Origin of the sequence: Mucilaginibacter gynuensis (assembly GCF_039541195.1) — a bacterium.
GTDB lineage: Bacteria > Bacteroidota > Bacteroidia > Sphingobacteriales > Sphingobacteriaceae > Mucilaginibacter > Mucilaginibacter gynuensis.
Genome location: NZ_BAABFT010000003.1, coordinates 110765 through 131451 on the forward strand (window position 1 = coordinate 110765; position 20687 = coordinate 131451).

Here is a 20687-nt window from a genome sequence, read left to right on the forward strand (position 1 = left end):
TTTGAACATTGAATAACCTTATGCACAAACCGTTTTTTCCTTTACACCCTGCCCAGCAGGAAGTGTTTGTTGACCAGCTTTTGAATATCGATAGCGCCCAATATAATATTGGCGGGTACATCGTATTGAAAGGAGCGTTGGATAAGGAGAAATTCCATGAGGCCGTGGGCTCGGCCCCGGTGGTGTTTGACGCGTTCAAGTTCAGGTTTGATTTGGCCCTTGCCGAATTAGGTTATCAATATGATGACAGCTTCGGCAAATGCGAACTGGTTGAGGTTGATTTCAGCGATCAGGAGGATGCCAGTGAAGAGGTCATCAAATGGATGCAGGGACGGTTCAATATTCCTTTCGCGTTAAGTGAGCAAACACTGCCTTTTGATCAATACCTGGTAAAAATTGCCGATGATGAGCATTGGTTCTTTGGTAAATACCATCACCTCATTACCGATGGTTACGGCTTTATTGTGTACGTACAATACGTAGCGCAAAAGTACAAGGCCCTGGCCAATGGCGACGATACGGTATTTAACTACCCAGCATACGGCGAAGAAATTGCCAATGCGGGCGAATACAACCAATCGGCACGTTATAAAGATGACGAGCAGTACTGGAACGAGAAGATCGCTGCCAAACCGCAAAAGCTGCTCACCCCGAAATATACCTTATCGGCAGCGCAAAAAGCAAGCACCACTTACAATATTGATATTCCGGCGGAGCAAAGGCTCTCGCTGGAGTATATTCAGCAGGTAAGCGGGGCCGGTTTTCAGCAGCTTACTTTAGCGGCATTGCTTATTTATTTTGGCAATGTATCGGCAGATACTGACTTCGTGTTTGGCATCCCGGTGCATAAACGGGGCTCAAAAAAGCTGCGTAATATGGTGGGTATGTTCAGCGGGGTTTTGCCGTTTAAAGGCAGCTTTGATAAAGAGCAAACGTTGGCCGGTTTATTGGCCGATGTTACCAACACGCAGAAAAAAGATTACCGCCATTATAACTACCCCATTGCCGACCTTAGCCGTAACCTTAAGCTGAATATTGCTGATGGTTATTTGTGCGAGGTGGTGGTAAACTACGAACCGCTTGATTTTGGCCTCGATTTCGGCGACGAAATTGAAGCCCGCATTATCCGCCTGGGTAATGATGAAGAGCGTACGCCATTGCAGTTATGCTGGCGCGATTACGGCAAAAACCAACCGCTGCAATTACAAATACAATTCAGAAACGAATACTTTACGGCAGAAGAGATTGATCTTTTAGGTAAACGTATCCTTTATATTATAGCGCAGTTTCCGCAGGCGCTTGATAAAAACGTAGGTGATATAACTATTTTACCTGCTGCCGAACGCGAAACGTTATTGGCATTCAGCACTTATACGCAGCCGGGAGCCAATACCGAAAGCTATCCCGAAGGGAAAACCATTACCGACCTGTTCGAGGCACAGGTGCAACAGTACCCTGATGCTATAGCCTTGCTGTTCGAAGGCAAAGAACTTAGCTACGCCGACCTTAACGCGAAGGCCAACCAACTGGCATATTACCTGCAAAAACAAGGTGTACAATCAGAAACATTGGTGCCAATTTGCATCGAGCGCGGTTTAGGGATGATCGTGAGCATACTGGCGGTTTTAAAGGCAGGCGGCGCTTATGTGCCCATTGACCCTGAATATCCGCAGGACAGGATCAACTACATGCTGGAAGATTCAGGTGCCAAACTGGTGATCGGCAGTTTGCAAACCCGTGAAAAACTGGCGGACTTTACCGGTATTATCATCGAATTAGATGGTATAGAAAATGTGTTACTAACAGAAAGCACGGATAACTTAAATGCTATATCAGGTACCAATAACCTGGCCTATGTGATCTACACATCGGGCTCTACCGGGAAACCTAAAGGGGTAATGGTGGAGCACAAAGGCTTGGTGAATTTGGCTGTTTATCACGATATTCTGTTTGATGTACAAGCGGGTACGCGCATATTGCAGTTCGCGTCGTTTAGCTTTGATGCATCGTGCAATGAAATATTTACGGCATTGGTCGGCGGCGGTACATTGGTACTATGCCGCAAAGAAGTGCTGTTATCGGCCGATGGTTTTAAGAACCTGATTGATACCTACAAGGTGGAGGTAGCTATTATACCGCCATCATTTCAGCAAATTATTGAGAACGATTTGGGTACGCTGCGCAGTATCATATCGGCAGGCGAAGCTCTGAACGAGCGTTTGGGCAGGCATATCCAATCGAAAGGTGTGAGGTTGATCAATGGCTACGGTCCCACAGAAGGTACCGTTTGCGCTACGCTTTCGGTTGATCCTATCCGCCCCGATGGCACTATCGTAATTGGCAAACCCATTGATAATGTACAGGTATACTTATTAAATGATGATATCTCACCGGTGCCAATTGGTGCTTATGGCGAATTGTGCATTGGCGGCACTCAAGTAGCTCGTGGTTATTTGAACCGTGCGGAACTTACTGCCGAAAAATTTATTGATAATCCGTTTGATACTACCGAAGGTGCAAAGCTTTACCGCACAGGCGACCTGTGCCGCTGGCTGCCCGATGGTAATATAGAATATGCCGGTCGTAAAGATGACCAGGTAAAAATAAGGGGCTACCGTATTGAGCCGGGCGAAATTGAAAGCGCGGTGCAACAAAGCGGCCTGGTAAAACTATCTGTAGTGGTAGCCAATACCGATGCGCAGGGCAATAAACGCCTGATAGGTTATGTAGTGCCTGCCGAAGGTTATACCAAAGAGGGCTTAGTAAAATACCTTAACGGTTTACTGCCCGAATACATGGTGCCGCAGCTGTGGATAGAGGAAGAAAGCTTTAAGCTGACCACCAATGGCAAAATAGATAAACGCGCACTTAAAGCGCCGGATTTTAGTGATTTACAATCCGTAGCGTACCGTGCGCCTCAAAATGAAACCGAGCAAAACCTTGTGCAGGTATGGAGCGGGTTATTGGGTATTGAAAAGATAGGTGTTGACGATAACTTCTTTGAGTTGGGTGGTCATTCGTTACTGGCCATGCGCGTCATCTCGCAGATCAGACTGCAAACAGGGAAGGAGCTATCGGTCCGTGATTTGTTTAATAACCCTACTATCGCCTTACTTTCTGCCAAAATAAACGATGAAAAAGTAATAGCTAACCAACCGGTATTAACAGCAGGCGAACGCCCGGCGGATATTCCATTATCTTTCAGCCAGGAGCGTTTGTGGTTTATCGATCAAATGGAAGGCAGCGTTCAGTACCATATCCCGGCGGTATTTAAACTGAAAGGAACGGTAAATAGAACGGCGCTTGAAAATACTTTTAAGGCTATTGTGAACCGCCACGAAGCATTACGCACGGTGATCACAGCGGCCGGAGGCATAGGTTATCAGCAGGTACAGCCTAAAGATAACTGGGCACTGGGTTATCACAAAACAGAACAAAACAACGAGGCAGAACTTCGCAGCCTGATAACTACCCTTATAAGCAAACCTTTCGACCTAAGTGCTGACAGCATGTTGCGTGCAGACCTGCTGGAAACCGGTACTGACGAGTATATGCTGGTGATCACCATGCACCACATCGCGTCGGATGGCTGGTCGGGTTCGGTATTGGTGAAAGAGTTTGTAGAATTATACAGAAGCGAGGTCACCCAAACAGCACCAAACTTAACCGACTTACCAATACAATATGCAGATTATGCCCTGTGGCAACGCGGCTACCTGCAAGGCGAAACACTGGAGCAAAAGCTGAACTACTGGAGAGAGAAACTGGATGATGTAGCCCCGCTGCAATTGCCAACAGACCATGCCCGGCCTGCGGTACAAAGTACCAAAGGCGCTACCCATACTTTTCAATTGAAAAGCGGTGTGGGTAAAAGTCTGCAAGAGTTAAGCAGGGAGCAGGGTGCTACTTTGTACATGACCCTGCTATCGGTATTTAAAGTATTACTGCACCGCTACAGCGGACAGGAAGATATTTGCGTAGGTACAGCGGTTGCAGGGCGCAACCAAGGCGAACTGGAAAGTTTGATCGGGTTCTTTGTAAATACTTTAGCCCTGCGCGATGAAGTGCGAGGCAATGATACATTTACCCAATTACTCGGCAAGGTGAAACAAACCACGTTAGCCGCTTACGAACACCAGGACGTTCCGTTTGAAAAGGTAGTAGAAGCAGTAGTAAAAGAGAGGGACACGAGCCGTAGCCCGCTGTTCCAGGTGATGATGGTGTTGCAGAACACACCCGAAACACCTGCATTGGAATTAAATGACCTGCAACTCGAATACAAACAAGAAGCGCACGGTACCTCGAAGTTTGATCTGACGATGTTTTTGACAGAGCAAAACGGCGAGATCACCGGCGAAATAGAATACAATACCGATCTGTACCAGGCTGCTACAATAGCAAGGATGATCGGCCATTATGAAGAATTAATAGGTGCGGTAATTACCAACCGGGCTGAAGAGATAGGTAAGCTGAACATCCTTACTGAAACAGAAAAAGAGCAGCAGCTTACCCAATTCAACAATACTCAAACAGTTTACCCGGCAGATAAAAGCATCGCGGAGCTATTTGAGCAACAGGTACAGGCAACACCATCAGCTACGGCGCTGGTTTTTGAAAACGCCGAGCTGACTTATGAAGAGCTTAATAAAAAGGCTAATCAACTGGCCGGCTATCTCGCCCGCCAAGGTGTAACTGCCGAAACACTGGTGCCGTTATGTGTGGAACGTGGAGTGGAGATGATGGTCGCGATTCTGGCTATCCTGAAAGCAGGCGGCGCTTATGTACCTATCGATCCTGAATATCCGCAGGATCGTATCGCTTACATGCTGGAAGATACCGATGCTAAGCTGATACTAAGCACCGTGGCAAGCCGGGATAAACTGAACAGCTTCACAGGTAAGGTGATCGAACTGGATAACAAGGCGACACAAGCGTTGTTAAGTAATGAAAGTGAAGAAAACCCGGCTGTAAAGGCATCGGCTAACAATCTTGCTTATGTGATCTACACTTCTGGTTCTACCGGTAAACCTAAAGGTGTTTTGGTAGAGCAAGGTAACGTGGTGAGCCTGGTGAAAAATGTAAGCTACGTTGATATCAGCAGCGATGATGTGGTACTGGTAACCGGTGCGCCAACCTTTGATGCCACTACTTTTGAGTACTGGAGCATGTTGCTGAACGGCGGCAAACTCATCTTGTGTAAAAATGAGGACCTGTTCATCGCGTCGTCGCTTAAAGCATTAATTACAAAATATGGGGTGACCACTATGTGGTTCACCTCAAGCTGGTTTAACCAGCTAACAGAGGATAGTCCGGAAGTATTTAGCGGGTTGAAAACTATACTGGTAGGCGGCGAAAAATTATCGGAACACCATATTCAAAAGATCAGGACAGTATACCCGGCTCTGAACTTAATTAACGGTTATGGCCCTACGGAGAATACTACCTTCTCGTTAACCTACCCCATAACAAACCCGGTCAGCAACCCTATCCCGATAGGGAAACCTTTAAATAATCGCACAGCTTATGTGCTCAACGGCAGCTATCAACTGGTACCTGTCGGCGCGATCGGCGAAATTTATTTGGGCGGCGCGGGTTTATCAAGGGGATATTTGAACCGTGAGGAATTAACCCGTGAAAAATTCATCAGCAATCCATACGATACCGGCGGCAGGTTATACAGCACCGGCGATTTAGGTAAATGGTTGCCTGATGGCAGTATCGAATACATAGGCCGCAAGGACGACCAGGTGAAGATCAGGGGTTTCCGGATAGAGCCGGGTGAGATTGAAAGCGTGGTAAAACAAAGCGGACTGGTAAAACAGGCCGTGGTAATTGTAGGTACCGATGCACAGGGCAGCAAAAGGCTCATCGGTTATGTTATCCCCTATGAGGGCTATAGTAAAGAAAACCTGCTGCAATACCTTAACAGCGTGCTGCCCGATTATATGGTACCGCAATTATGGGTTGAAGAAGAAATTTTTAAACTGACCGCTAACGGAAAAATAGATAAAAGAGCACTGAAAGCGCCGGATATGAGCGGCATCCAGTCGGTAGCGTACCGCGCGCCGGATAATGAAACCGAAGAAAAACTGGTGCAGATATGGAGCGAATTATTGGGGATAGAAAAAATAGGTACGGAAGATAGCTTCTTTGAACTCGGCGGGCATTCGTTGCTGGCCATGAGGCTTATCCACCGCATTGAAACGGGTTTATCCATCTCCATCCCGGTGAATATGCTGTTCAGATTTACCACTATTAAAGAATTAGGCAGGTATATTGAAACGCAAACGCACAGGGAGCCGGTTAACGAAAAACGGGCCTTCAAGGTAATGGATATATAGAGAGAGTGTAATGTCATTTAACACAAAAATTTAAGTACAAAGGGAGCCTAACTTATTACATGGAAGAGTTTTTTAATAAGGTTATTGACATACTATATGCGGCGAAGCAAAATGATGTGGAAATCATTCTGAATGGCGATCGCCTGCAACTTAAAGTCCCTGAAGATCAGGAAATAGATGAACAACTTTTAAATGATATAAGGGCTAATAAGCAACTGATAATTGATTTTTTAAGCAATGAAAGCTGGAAATCAAAAAGCATAAATGATACCGATAAAATAGCCGTATTTGACAGGGCTACACCTATCGATCTACCCTTATCCTTCGCGCAAGAACGCCTATGGTTTATAGACAGGCTTGAAGGCAGCGTACAATACCATGTGCCCGCGGTATTCCGCCTGAAAGGCGAAGTAAACAAGGCGGCGCTTGCAAAAACCTTTCAGACCATAGTTAACCGTCACGAAGTATTACGTACGGTGATGACGGAAAAAGGTGGCAGGGGCTACCAGGAGATAAAAGCCGAAAACAACTGGACGATAGAAGAACTGCAAGTAGCTGATCAAAGCGAAGCGGAACTACGGGAAACCATCCAGTCGCTGATCAATAAACCGTTTACGCTGACCGAAGACCACATGCTGCGCGCGGCATTGCTGGAGATCAGCGAAACGGAACATATTTTAGTGGTAACGATGCACCATATCGCATCGGATGCCTGGTCGATGCCGGTAGTGGTAGGCGAAGTGGCGGCGCTGTATAAAGAATATACCACAGGCGAGCAAGCTAATCTGCCGGAGTTACCGGTACAATATGCCGACTATGCCTTGTGGCAAAGAGGCTACCTGAAAGAAGAACTGCTGGAAGAAAAGCTGAACTACTGGAAAGAAAAACTGGACGACGTAGCCCCGCTTCAACTACCTGCTGACTATACCCGCCCGGCAGTACAAGGTACCAAAGGCAGCACACTGCTTTTCAGCATGGATACGGAAATAGGCAAAGGCCTGCAAACCCTAAGCAGGGAACAAGGCGTAACCTTGTACATGACCTTGCTTTCGGTATTCAAAGTATTGCTGTACCGTTATAGCGGACAGGAAGATATCTGCGTAGGTACCTCGATAGCAGGCAGGCCAAGACAGGAACTGGAAGGACTGATCGGCTTCTTCGTAAATACACTGGCTCTAAGGGACGAAGTAAAAGGCGAAGAAAGCTTTACGGACTTACTGAAGAAAGTAAAACAAACCACACTTGGTGCTTATGAGCACCAGGATGTACCGTTTGAAAAGGTAGTAGAAACGGTAGTAAAAGAAAGAGATAAAAGCAGGAGCCCGTTGTTCCAGGTAATGCTGGTGCTGGGTAATACACCTGAAGTGCCTGAAGTAAAGCTTGGCGGTCTGGAACTGTCGGGCTATAGCTATGAGCAAACCACGGTAAAGTTCGACCTGACATTCTTTGTAACCGAAACCAAAGACGGGTTACGCTTTGCGGTACAATACAATACAGATGTTTACGAGCATGTGCGTATCGCCCGCATGACGGAACATTTCCAGCAACTGATCAGATCAGTGCTGGCTAATCCGCAGGGAACAGTAGGCCATTTGCAGATACTGACAGCAGCGGAAGAGGCAAACCTGCTCAACCAGGGCAAAAGCACCGTTGCTTATCCGGAAACGGCAACAGTAGTTAGCCTATTTGAAGCGCAGGCAGCTAAAACGCCGGATGCGAAAGCGTTGGTGTTTGAAGATAAATCGCTCACCTATGCCGAACTGAACCAAAAGGCCAATCAGCTGGCGCACTACCTGCAAAGGCATGGTGTAAAGGCAGGTACTTTGGTGCCGCTGTATATGGATAGGGGCATAGGGCAGTTGACCGGTATGCTGGGTATATTAAAAGCCGGTGGGGCATATGTGCCACTGGATACCGATATGCCGCAGGAGCGGATAGGTCACCTGTTGGAAGATACAGACGCAAAAATAGCGATAAGCGAAAGCAAATACGCCGAACGCCTTACCGACGAAAACGACAACCTGAAAGTAGCGGAACTTGACGAACTGGATTGGGAGTTGTCGCTGGAAAGTGAAAGCAACCCGGCCATAACCCACAATGCTTACGATATAGCCTATGTGATCTACACATCGGGTTCAACAGGTAAACCGAAAGGGGTAAAAGTTAGTCACCGTAACTTGGTTGACTATGTTTACGGGCTCGACGAAAAGATCCAGATCAGCCGTTGCCGCAGGTTTGCTATGGTGACCACCATTGCAACCGATTTGGGTAACACTGTGCTTTATAGCTCATTGCTGTACGGCGGCGAGCTACACGTAATAAGCAAAGCGATGGCGAGCCACATAGAGGCCATGCAGGAATATGTGGAAGATAATCGCATCGACTGTATCAAGATAGTGCCATCACATTGGAAGGCTTTATCGCCCGAACCTGGTGCGCCTTTGCTGCCATCAAAGCTGTTGATCTTTGGTGGCGAGGCCTTGCCGAAATCATCGGTGGAGCGCATTCGTTTATATGGCGATTGCAGGGTGGTAAACCACTATGGCCCTACCGAAACCACGATTGGTAAACTGCTTTACGAAATACCCGCAGAGGAAGAAATTACCGGCAATATCATCCCGATAGGGAAATCATTTTCAAATACCGAAGTATACATATTAAGTAAAGAGGGCGAAGTGTGCCCTGTGGGCGTACCGGGTCAGCTGCTAATTGGCGGTGCTGGCGTAGCCGGGGGCTATTTGAACCGTGAGGAACTGACTGCCGAAAAATTCATCGATAACCCATTCGGAACAAATAAATTATACCAAACAGGCGATAAGGTACGCTACAATGCCGAAGGTTATATCGAATATCTTGGTCGTATTGACGACCAGGTGAAGATACGCGGTTACCGTGTAGAGCCGGGCGAGATCAGCCGTGTGCTGGAAACCAGCGACAAGGTAAAACAGGCGGTAGTCATCAGCCGTGAAGACAGGCAGGGCAACCTGCAACTGGCTGGTTATGTGGTAGCCGAAGGTAAGTTCGACCGCGGCGCGATACTGGATTACCTGAAAGCCCAACTGCCGGACTACATGGTACCGGCCTATCTGCAAGAAATAGAGAAAATACCATTAACCGCCAATGGCAAGGTAGACCGCAAGGCGCTGCCCGACCCGGAAGGCGAACAGATACAAGGTGGCCACCAGGCGCCGAAGAACGAAACCGAAGAAATTCTGGCGGAGATTTGGGCCGATATCCTTGAACTGGATACTGTAGGAACCACGGATAACTTTTTTGAACTGGGCGGTCACTCACTGCTGGCAGTACGATTGATCTCGGCGGTGCGCCGTGCATTTAAAGCGGAGTTGCCGATAAGCGACGTGTTCGATTACCCAACCATTGCCGAACTAAGCGAAAGGTTGCAAGGCGACCAAACTGAAAATAAAGAAGAAGCTGCCGCTCCGGCAGTTTTGCTGCCGCAGATAAAGGTGAGCGAACGCCCTGATGAAATACCATTGTCGTTTTCACAAGAGCGCCTATGGTTTATTGACAGGCTGGAAGGCAGTGTACAATACCATGTACCGGCTGTGCTGCGCCTGAAAGGTACTTTGAACATAAGCGCCTTAGAAAATACCTTTAAAGGCATAGTTAACCGCCATGAAGTATTGCGGACGGTTATCAAAGAACATAACGGTACAGGCTATCAGCAGGTAAAAGCGAAGGACAACTGGAACTTAAGTCAGCAAGATTTAACCAACCATACAGAAGAACAGGTAAAGCAGGCAATTCAAACGCTGATCAGCTTGCCGTTCGATCTGGCAGAAGATACATTGTTAAGAGCCACGCTGTTAACGCTTAGTGCTGCTGAATATATTCTGGTGGTAACCATGCACCACATCGCTTCAGATGGTTGGTCGGGTTCTATACTGGTAAAAGAATTTATAGAGCTTTACCGGAGCGAGGTTACCCAAACTGCGCCTAACCTGCAAACCCTGCCAGTACAATACGCGGATTACGCGTTGTGGCAAAGGAATTATTTGCAAGGCGAAACGCTGAATGAAAAACTTAACTACTGGAAAACAAAACTGGATGATGTAGCCCCGCTGCAATTACCTACCGACTACGCAAGGCCATCGGTGCAAGGCACGCAGGGTAGTACAACCACATTCCAACTGCCGGATCATCTAAGCAAAGCGCTTCACCAGATCAGCAAAGAACAGGGCGTAACCCTGTATATGACCGTGCTGGCTGTATTAAAAGTATTACTGTATCGCTATAGCGGGCAGGAAGATATCTGCGTAGGCAGCCCGGTGGCCGGCCGTAACCAAAGCGAGTTGGAAGGCCTTATCGGGTTCTTTGTGAATACGTTGGCTTTACGCAACGAGGTAAAAGGCGAAGAAACCTTTAACCAGTTATTGAGCAAAGTAAAACAAACCACGCTGGAAGCTTATGCTCACCAGGATGTACCATTTGAAAAAGTAGTAGAAACGGTAGTAAAAGAACGCGACTTGAGCCGCAGCCCACTGTTCCAGGTGATGCTGGTATTGCAGAACACGCCCGAGATACCAAAGCTGCAATTGAACGACCTGGAGCTGGATTACCTGCCCGAAGCACACGGTACATCGAAGTTCGATATCACCATGTTCCTGACAGAGCATAACGGCGGGATCCGCGGCGCGGTGGAATATAATACCGCCCTGTATAACGAAGCGACAATAGCAAGATTGATCAGCCATTACGAAGAACTGATCGCGGCTATCAGCAGCAATCCAACAGAAAAAATAGGCCAGCTGAATATCCTTACAAATACCGAGAAGGAACAGCAGCTTAATCAATTCAACAATACAAAAACAGTTTACCCAACAGATAAAAACCTGGCGCAGCTGTTTGAAGCGCAGGCAGAGAAAACACCATCAGCAACAGCGTTGGTGTTTGAGGGCAAAGAACTTACTTACGATACTCTTAATAAGCAGGCTAACCAACTGGCCAATCTCCTTAAAAAACAAGGTGTAAAGGCAGAAACACTGGTGCCGCTTTGCATTGAGCGGAGTACGGAAATGATCATTGCCATACTGGCGATACTAAAGGCAGGCGGCGCTTATGTGCCTATCGACCCGGAATATCCGCAGGATAGGATAGCTTACATGCTTGAGGATACCAACGCCGCTTTAATTATCACCAGTACAACAGGCAAAGAAAAGCTAAGCGATTATACCGGCAAAGTAATAGAGCTGGGCAGCGAAGCTATTCAAGCCCAACTGAATAACGAGAGCGAAGCAAACGTATTCACTGAAACCGCGCCGGATAACCTGGCCTACGTGATCTATACATCGGGATCCACAGGTAAGCCTAAAGGTGTAATGATGCCGGGCTCAAACCTGGTTAATTTGCTGTTTTGGCAGGAAGATCAGTTTAAAAATAAAGCGAGGCGTGTATTGCAATTCGCCGCGTTTACTTTTGATGTAAGCTTTCAGGAGATCTTTTCAACGCTTTGTTTCGGTGGAACGCTTTATTTGATCAATGGCGAACGCCGCCGTGATGTGAACGAGTTAATGCGTGATGTTGACCGGTACAAGATCACCCATTTGTTTTTCCCGTTCATCGTTCTGCAAAACCTCGCCGAATTCATCGTGTCATTACCGGAGGGTACACACTTTGCCGAGGAGGTAATTATAGCAGGCGAGCAGTTGAAGATCACCGATGATATTGCAAAACTGGTACATAAAACCGGTACAAGGATCATCAACCAATATGGCCCAACCGAAGCCCACGTGGTAAGCTGGTTCGATGTGGATAATGCCGCGTTGCCGCCGCTGCCGCCAATCGGTCGCCCTATATGCAATACGCAGATCTATATAATGAACGAAGCCATGGCTTTGGCCCCTGTAGGGGTATACGGCGAACTGTGCATTGGCGGGGTGCAGGTAGCCCGTGGCTATTTGAACCGCCCCGAATTAACCGCCGAAAAGTTTATCAGCGATCCGTTCAGCGGGGATGCTTCGGCCAAACTATACCGCACCGGCGACCTTTGCCGCTGGATGCCCGATGGCAATATTGAATACATAGGCCGCAGGGACGACCAGGTGAAGATCCGTGGTTTCCGTGTGGAACCGGGCGAAATTGAAAGCGTGGTGCAGCAAAGCGGCTTGGTAAGGCAAACGGTAATTATAGCGGCTGCTGATGCCCATGGCAACAAACGTCTGATAGGCTATGTAGTGCCCGATGAAGGTTATACCAAAGAAAAACTGGTTGCGTACCTCAATGGTGTACTGCCCGATTACATGGTGCCGCAACTATGGGTAGAAGAAACTGCCTTTAAAGTTACCTTAAATGGTAAGGTTGATAAACGCGCGTTGAAAGCGCCCGATATGAGCGAAATTCAATCGGCAAAATACCAGGCACCTGAAAACGAAACCGAAGCAATACTGGCCAAAATTTGGGGCGAACTTTTAGGGTTGGACAAGGTAAGCACCAACGATAATTTCTTCGAGCTGGGTGGCCACTCCTTACTGGCTATGCGTGTGATAGCGCAAATAAGGGTGCAAACAGGTAAAGAACTTTCGGTTCGCGAACTATTTACACATCCTACCGTTGGCGAATTGAGCGCTCATTTGCTGGCAGGTGAACATACTGCGGCAGTATTGCCAAAGATTATTCCGGCAGTGCGCCCCGATCAAATACCGCTTTCCTTTAGCCAGGAACGCCTTTGGTTTATAGATCAGCTGGAAGGTAGTACACAATATCATGTACCTGCTGTTTTTAGTTTGAAAGGCGAATTAAATAAGTTAGCTTTACAGCGTACATTTCGGGCAATTATTGATCGCCACGAGGTGTTGCGTACAGTGATCGTTGAAAAAGACGGTTACAGTTATCAGCAAATAAACCACGAAAATGACTGGGCATTGGGCTATACCAATGTAACCGGAAATAGCGAAGCTGTGCTTAAACAGCATATTCAAACCCTTGTTTCCAGGCCATTTAACTTAGGTGCCGATAGCATGCTAAGGGCCGATTTGCTCGAACTTGATGCCAACGATCATGTATTGGTGGTAACCATGCACCACATCGCGTCTGACGGTTGGAGCGGTTCGGTGATGGCTAAAGAGTTTGTGGCTTTGTATCAAAACGAGGTAAAAGGCACTGCTGCTGATTTGCCGGAGTTACCCGTACAATACGCCGATTACGCTTTATGGCAACACGGTTACCTGCAAGGTGAAACACTCGATAAAAAACTTAATTACTGGAAAGAAAAGCTGGACGATGTAGCGCCGCTGCAATTACCAACAGATTACGCCCGCCCGGCAATACAGGGCACCAACGGAAGCACAACAACATTTAAGCTTGACGCGCAAATAAGCAAAGCTGTACAGGAACTAAGCAGAGAACAGGGTGTAACATTATACATGACCCTGCTTTCGGTATTTAAGGTGTTGCTGTACCGCTACAGCGGACAGGAAGATGTTTGCGTAGGTACATCAATAGCAGGCCGCAGCCAGCAGGAACTGGATAATCTGATAGGCTTTTTTGTAAACACGCTGGCCTTACGCGATGAGGTAAAAGGCGATCACAGTTTTGTTGAACTGTTAAACGCCGTTAAGCAAACAACACTCGAAGCTTACGAACACCAGGATGTGCCGTTTGAAAAGGTGGTTGAAAGCGTAGTAAAAGAGCGCGACCAAAGTCGTAGTCCGTTATTTCAGGCTATGCTGGTATTGCAGAACACGCCGGAAGTACCCGAACTTAAATTGGGCGGACTAAATCTTTCTACCTACGAATTTGAGCTTACCACCGTAAAGTTTGAGCTTACATTTGTGGTGACCGAACTTGTGGACGGTTTGCAGTTCGCGGTACAATACAATACCGATCTGTATCATGAGGATACTATAGCCCGCATGATCGGTAATTATAAGGAGCTGATCAACTCGGTACTTTTAAACCGTGAAGAAAAGATAGGCCGCTTACGTTTACTAACGGATGCGGAGATCAATCAGCAATTGATCGATTTTAATGATACGGCTGTAGAATACCCGGCAGATAAAAGCATTGCCGAAATTTTTGAGGAACAGGCTGCCCAAACACCGGATGCCGTTGCTTTGGTTTTTGAGGGTGAAGAAGTAACCTACTCGGCGCTTAACGCGAGGGCTAACCGCCTGGCACGTTACCTGCAAAAGCAAGGTGTAAAGGCCGAAACCATGGTGCCGATCTGCGCCGAGCGCGGTCTGGAAATGATCATCGGCACGCTGGCGATATTAAAGGCAGGCGGGGCTTATGTGCCTATCGATGCTGAATATCCCGAAGAGCGTATCAATTACATGCTGGAGGATATCAATACCGAAATTTTACTAAGCAGCGCGCAAAGCAGGGATAAACTGCCGGCCTTTAAAGGCAAGGTGATAGAACTGGGCGCCAACCATATTTTTGAAACCGAAAGCGACGAAAACCTTACGGTTACGGTATCGGCAAGTAACCTCGCTTATGTAATTTATACATCGGGTTCAACCGGTAAGCCTAAAGGCGTGTTGGTGGAGCAGCGTAACGTGGTGAGCCTTGTTAAAAATGTAAACTACATCAACATCGGCAGCGATGATATTTTATTGATCACCGCGTCGCCAACCTTTGATGCCGCTACTTTTGAGTTCTGGGGTTTCCTGCTGAACGGAGCCAAGCTTATCATTGTTAAAAATGATGAACTGTTCGACATCGCGAAGCTTAAAAAATACCTGATAGAATTTAAAGTGAACATTATGTGGTTCACTTCGGGCTTGTTCAACCAATTATCAGAAGATCACCCCGAAATATTTGTCGGCCTGGATGCCGTACTATTTGGTGGCGAAAAAATATCGGAGCGCCTGGCCTTAAAGGTTAAGCACGTGTCTCCGGCAATAAAATTGATACATTGCTACGGCCCTACAGAAAATACCACTTACTCGTTAACATACCTGATACAAGGGAACGAAAGCCTGATACCGATTGGTAAACCATTCAGCAATCGTACCGCTTATATCCTGAATGATTATCAGCAATTAACACCGATAGGTGCGATAGGTGAAATTTATGTTGGCGGCGCGGGGGTATCTCGTGGTTACCTGAACCGCCCGGAACTGACTGCCGAAAAATTTATTGATAACCCGTTTGATACTACCGAGGGCTCGAAACTATACCGCACCGGCGACTTATGCCGCTGGTGGCCAGATGGTAATATTGATTACGTAGGCCGTAAGGATGACCAGGTAAAGATCCGTGGTTTCCGTATTGAGCCGGGCGAAATTGAAAGCGCCGTTCACCAAAGCGGTTTGGTAAAACAAACCGTAGTTATAGCTGCTGCCGATATGCAGGGCAGCAAAAGGCTGATAGGTTATGTAATACCTGATGAAGGCTACACTAAAGAAAAACTGGTGGCTTACCTCAATAGGGTATTGCCCGATTATATGGTACCGCAAATTTGGGTAGAAGAAGAAAGCTTCAAACTAAACAACAGCGGTAAGGTAGATAAAAGGGCGCTTAAAGCCCCTGATATGGGCGCGGTTTACACCAACGAATACAAAGCCCCTGAAAACGAAACAGAAGAAATGCTGGCTGCAATATGGTCGGTATTATTGGGGATAGAAAAGGTAGGTACAACAGATAACTTCTTTGAACTGGGAGGTCACTCGTTGCTTGCCATGCGTGCCATCTCGCAGATCAGGCAGCAAACCGGGCAGGAGCTAACTGTAAGGGAACTGTTCAGCCACCCTACAATTGCGGAGTTGAGCAATCACCTGCTGCTTAATATTGATGCCACGGCAGCATTGCCGGAGATCATCGTAGGAGAGCGCCCGAACGAAATCCCATTGTCGTTCTCGCAGGAACGCCTTTGGTTTATCGATAAGATGGAAGGCAGCGTGCAATACCATATACCTGCGGTATTCCGGTTAAAAGGTACGCTTAACAAAGCTGCGCTGCGCAATACCTTCCAGGCTATAGTGAACCGCCACGAGGCATTGCGCACCATTATTATAGAAGAAAATGGTAGAGGTTACCAGCAGGTTAAAGCCAAGAACGACTGGACCCTTGGCTATCAAAACTTAGCAGGTAAAACCGAAGCCGAAATAAAAGAATATATACAGGTAAGCATCAGTCAGCCATTCGATTTAACCACGGATGCCATGTTGCGTGCCGAACTGCTGGCCATAACAGAGAACGATCATGTACTGGTAATAACCATGCACCACATCGCTTCGGATGGTTGGAGTGGTTCGGTACTGGTAAAGGAATTTGTTGAACTGTACAGAAGCGAAGTAACGCAAACCCTTGCCGAACTGCCAACCCTGCCGATACAATACGCAGATTATGCCCTGTGGCAACGCGGTTACCTGCAAGGCGAGGTGCTCAGCAATAAGCTAAGCTACTGGAAAGAGAAACTGGGCGATGTTAGTCCGCTGCAATTACCTGCCGACCATGCACGCCCGGCAGTGCAGGGAACTAATGGTAAAACCAAAATGTTCCAATTGCCAACGCCATTGAGCAAGGGCATCAGCGAGTTGAGCAAACAACAGGGCGTATCATTATACATGGCCGCGCTGGCAGCATTCAAAGTATTGCTTTATCGCTATAGCGGGCAGGAAGATATTTGCGTGGGCAGCCCGGTAGCAGGCCGCAACCAAAACGAACTGGAAGGCCTCATCGGTTTCTTTGTAAACACACTCGCGTTGCGCGATGAAGTAAAAGGCGACGAACCATTCACCGAATTACTGCACAAAGTAAAACAAACCACGCTGGCCGCTTACGAGCACCAGGATGTGCCGTTTGAAAAGGTAGTAGAAACAGTTGTAAAAGAGCGCGACTTGAGCCGCAGCCCCTTGTTCCAGGTTATGCTGGTGCTGCAAAATACGCCTGATGTGCCCGAACTTAAACTGGACGAACTGGAACTGGAATATCTGCCCGAAGCGCACGGTACCTCCAAGTTCGATATCACCATGTTCCTTACCGAACGTAACGGTGAGATCCACGGTGGTGTTGAATACAATACCGACCTGTACGAGGCCGCGACTATCGACAGGCTGATCAGTCATTATGAACACCTGATCGCAGCCATTATTGCTAACCCAGCCGAACTGGTAGGTAAACTGAACCTGTTAAGCGAAGCGGAGAAAACACAGCAATTAAATGAGTTTAATGATAATCAGCTCGATTATCCAAAAGATAAAGTTGTTACTCAGCTGTTTGAGCAACAGGTAAAACAAAACCCTGATGCTATAGCCGTAGTGTTTGGAGAGCAAACGCTGACCTACGATGAGCTGAACAAAAAAGCTAATCAACTGGCGCGTTACCTGAAAAAACAGGGCGTGCAAGCCGAAACGCTGGTGCCTTTGTGTATAGAACGCGGACCTGAAATGCTGATCAGCATTTTGGCGATATTGAAGGCGAGCGGCGCTTACGTGCCTATCGACCCTGAATATCCGCAGGACAGGATCAGCTATATGCTGCAAGATACCCAAGCCGGTTTTGTGATCAGCAGTGCTGCAAGCAGCGATAAATTGGGCGCTTTCGGCGGTACTATTATCGATATCAGCAACACCGCTATCGAAGCGGAACTACAGGCCGAAAATGATACGGATCTGGCCGCGACTGCTTCGCCTGATAGCCTGGCTTATGTAATTTACACTTCAGGTTCAACAGGTAAGCCAAAGGGCGTAATGGTTGAGCACCGCAATACCGCGTCGTTCATCAATTGGAGCATACAGGAGTTCGCGAATAGCGATTTTGATATCGTTTACGCCTCAACCTCTATGTGTTTTGACCTTTCGGTATTTGAAATGTTCTACCCGCTAAGTACCGGCAAAAAATTGCGGATACTGAAGAACGGGTTGGATATTAAAAACTACCTGAATGTTGACGAAGCCATACTGATCAACACCGTACCATCGGTAATAGAAAGCCTGCTGAAAGATAAGGCAGACCTGCACCATGTTAACATCATCAACATGGCAGGCGAACCGGTGCCTGTACACGTATTGGAAGGTTTGGATACCACCGCTATAGAGGTGCGTAACCTGTATGGCCCAACTGAAGATACCACCTACAGTACACAATATGTAATGCGAAATGGCGAGCCGGTATTAATTGGTAAACCTATAGCTAACACCAATATTTATATATGTAATAAGGTTGAGGAAGGTATCAATCCGTTAGGTATTACCGGGGAGATTTTCATTGGCGGCGCGGGTATTGCCCGTGGCTATCTGAACCGCCCTGAACTGACAGCCGAAAGATTCATCAGCGATCCGTTCAGTAAGAATGCTGATGCCAAACTATACCGCACCGGCGATTTAGGCCGTTGGTTGCCCGATGGTAATATAGAATACCTGGGTCGTAAGGACGACCAGGTGAAAATCCGTGGTTACCGTATCGAACTGGGCGAAATTGAGCAGGTGCTGATGCAAAGTGGTTTGGTACAACAAGCCGTAGTATTGGCAAGGCCTGATAAACAGGGCGCGAAACGCCTGATTGGCTACGTAACCACCAATACCGCATTTAACCGCGACCAGATAGTACAATATTTACAGGCTTATCTGCCCGACTATATGGTACCCGGCATTTGGCTGAAACTGGAGGAGTTCCCGCTTACCTCTAACGGAAAGCTGGACAAACGCGCGTTGCCCGATCCGGATTTTACCGAAATTATCAGCCATACCTATGCCGCGCCGCGTAACGAGGTTGAAGAAAAGTTATGCAACATCTGGGGCGACTTGTTAAGCGTACCTCATGTGGGCATTTATGATAACTTCTTTGAGCTCGGAGGCGATTCTATCCTTACTATTCAGATAGTGAGCCAGGCGCGCCGGGTAGGTTTACGCTTGCAGCCGAAAGATATTTTCTACCACCAAATGATAGCCTCGCTGGCCGAGGTGATTATACAACGCGGCGATGATGTTTTACTGGGCGAACAAGGCGTATTAACAGGCAATGCCGGTTTACTGCCTATACAGCAATGGTACCTGCAAAAAAATCAGCCCGAAATATCGTATTACAACCAGGCTGTATTTTTTAAACTGAACAAAAACATATCGTCGGGTATGCTGCAATCGGCATTAAGCCTGATCACCATGCAGCACGATGCCTTACGATTCGTATACACCAAGGAAGGTGCGGAATGGGAGCAACGCTACGGTAACGAACATGCGCAATTACTTGTGGAGGATTTGCAGGACGAAGAAAAAAATCATCTGCCTGAACTAATTACAGCAAGTGCAAAAAAACATCAGCAATCTTTATCAATAACCGAAGGTAAACTGATGCGCGCGGTACTGATGCAAATGCCGGGTTACGAAAACGATAACCGCTTGCTCATCGTTGTGCACCATTTGGCTATCGATGGGGTATCATGGCGTATCATTTTGGAGGATTTGAACCAGTTGCTCGATAGCATGATAGGGCTTCAGCAACCTTCAATGGGAGCCAAAACAAGTTCATACAGGCAATGGCATACCGCCTTAACCGAATATGGTTTAAGCAAGAAGATTGAGGCGCAAAAAGCATACTGGAACGGGGTGGCCAACAGTTTTGAACCACTGCCCGATGATTGGGCATTTAACGGCGACGTTATGATGAGCGATGTAGCAGCCAGCCGTGTAAAGCTCGATGCCATTAACACCATGCACCTGCTACAGGAAGTGCCTAAAGTATATCATACCGAAATTAACGATATACTGCTGGCAGCCTTAAGCAAAACTTTATGCGACTGGGCAGGGCAGCAAAAAGTGATCATCGGTTTGGAAGGTCACGGCCGCGAAGCCATCAGCGAGAGCATTGACAGCAGCCGCACAGTGGGTTGGTTTACAAGCTTATACCCGGTAATGTTAGCAGCTGAAAACGATACCGATGGCCTGATAAAAGGGGTTAAGGAAGAGTTGAGGCGTATTCCGGAAAAGGGGCTTGGCTTTGGCGTATTAAAATATATCAATAAAATCGATGCTTTGCAAAGCCGTGATCCATGGGATATCGTATTTAACTACCTTGGGCAGTTAGACAAGGCTGTTTCAGCAGGTAACTGGCTTAGCCGGGCCGATGAGGAGATAGGTCAGTCGGTTAGCGCGGCGAATTATTCGGATGCAAAACTTTCTGTTAACTGTTTTATAGTACAGGGCGAACTGGTGATGAACTGGGGTTACAGTACCAAACATTATCGTGCCGAAACAATTAAAACGTTAGGCGAAACTTATATAAAAAACTTGGCCACAATTATTAGTTATTGTATGGAAAAGGGTAAATTAGGAAAGGTATATACCCCTGCCGACTTTGGATTAAGTGCTGAAATTAAGCACGAGGAACTGGATAAATTCCTGGAAGATGATAACAGCGATAATATTATGAGTTTTTAACTATTGG

General features: G+C 47.2%; 2 protein-coding genes. Both read left to right on the forward strand.

Features of this window, described 5'->3' with window-relative positions:
• Positions 1-20: 20 nt before the first annotated feature.
• Positions 21-6341 (forward strand): amino acid adenylation domain-containing protein, encoded by a 6321-nt coding sequence (locus ABD894_RS07060; protein ID WP_345210298.1) that lies wholly within the window; start codon positions 21-23, stop codon positions 6339-6341.
• Between the two features lie 59 nt (positions 6342-6400).
• On the forward strand, positions 6401-20680 hold the full coding sequence (locus ABD894_RS07065; RefSeq protein WP_345210299.1) for a non-ribosomal peptide synthase/polyketide synthase: 14280 nt from the start codon (positions 6401-6403) through the stop codon (positions 20678-20680).
• Positions 20681-20687: the final 7 nt, after the last annotated feature.

What these genes read in the sequence shown, in the direction of transcription:
- ABD894_RS07060 (WP_345210298.1), top strand. Translation starts at nt 21, where the DNA reads ATGCACAAACCGTTTTTTCCTTTACACCCTGCCCAGCAGGAAGTGTTT.
- ABD894_RS07065 (WP_345210299.1), top strand. Translation starts at nt 6,401, where the DNA reads ATGGAAGAGTTTTTTAATAAGGTTATTGACATACTATATGCGGCGAAG.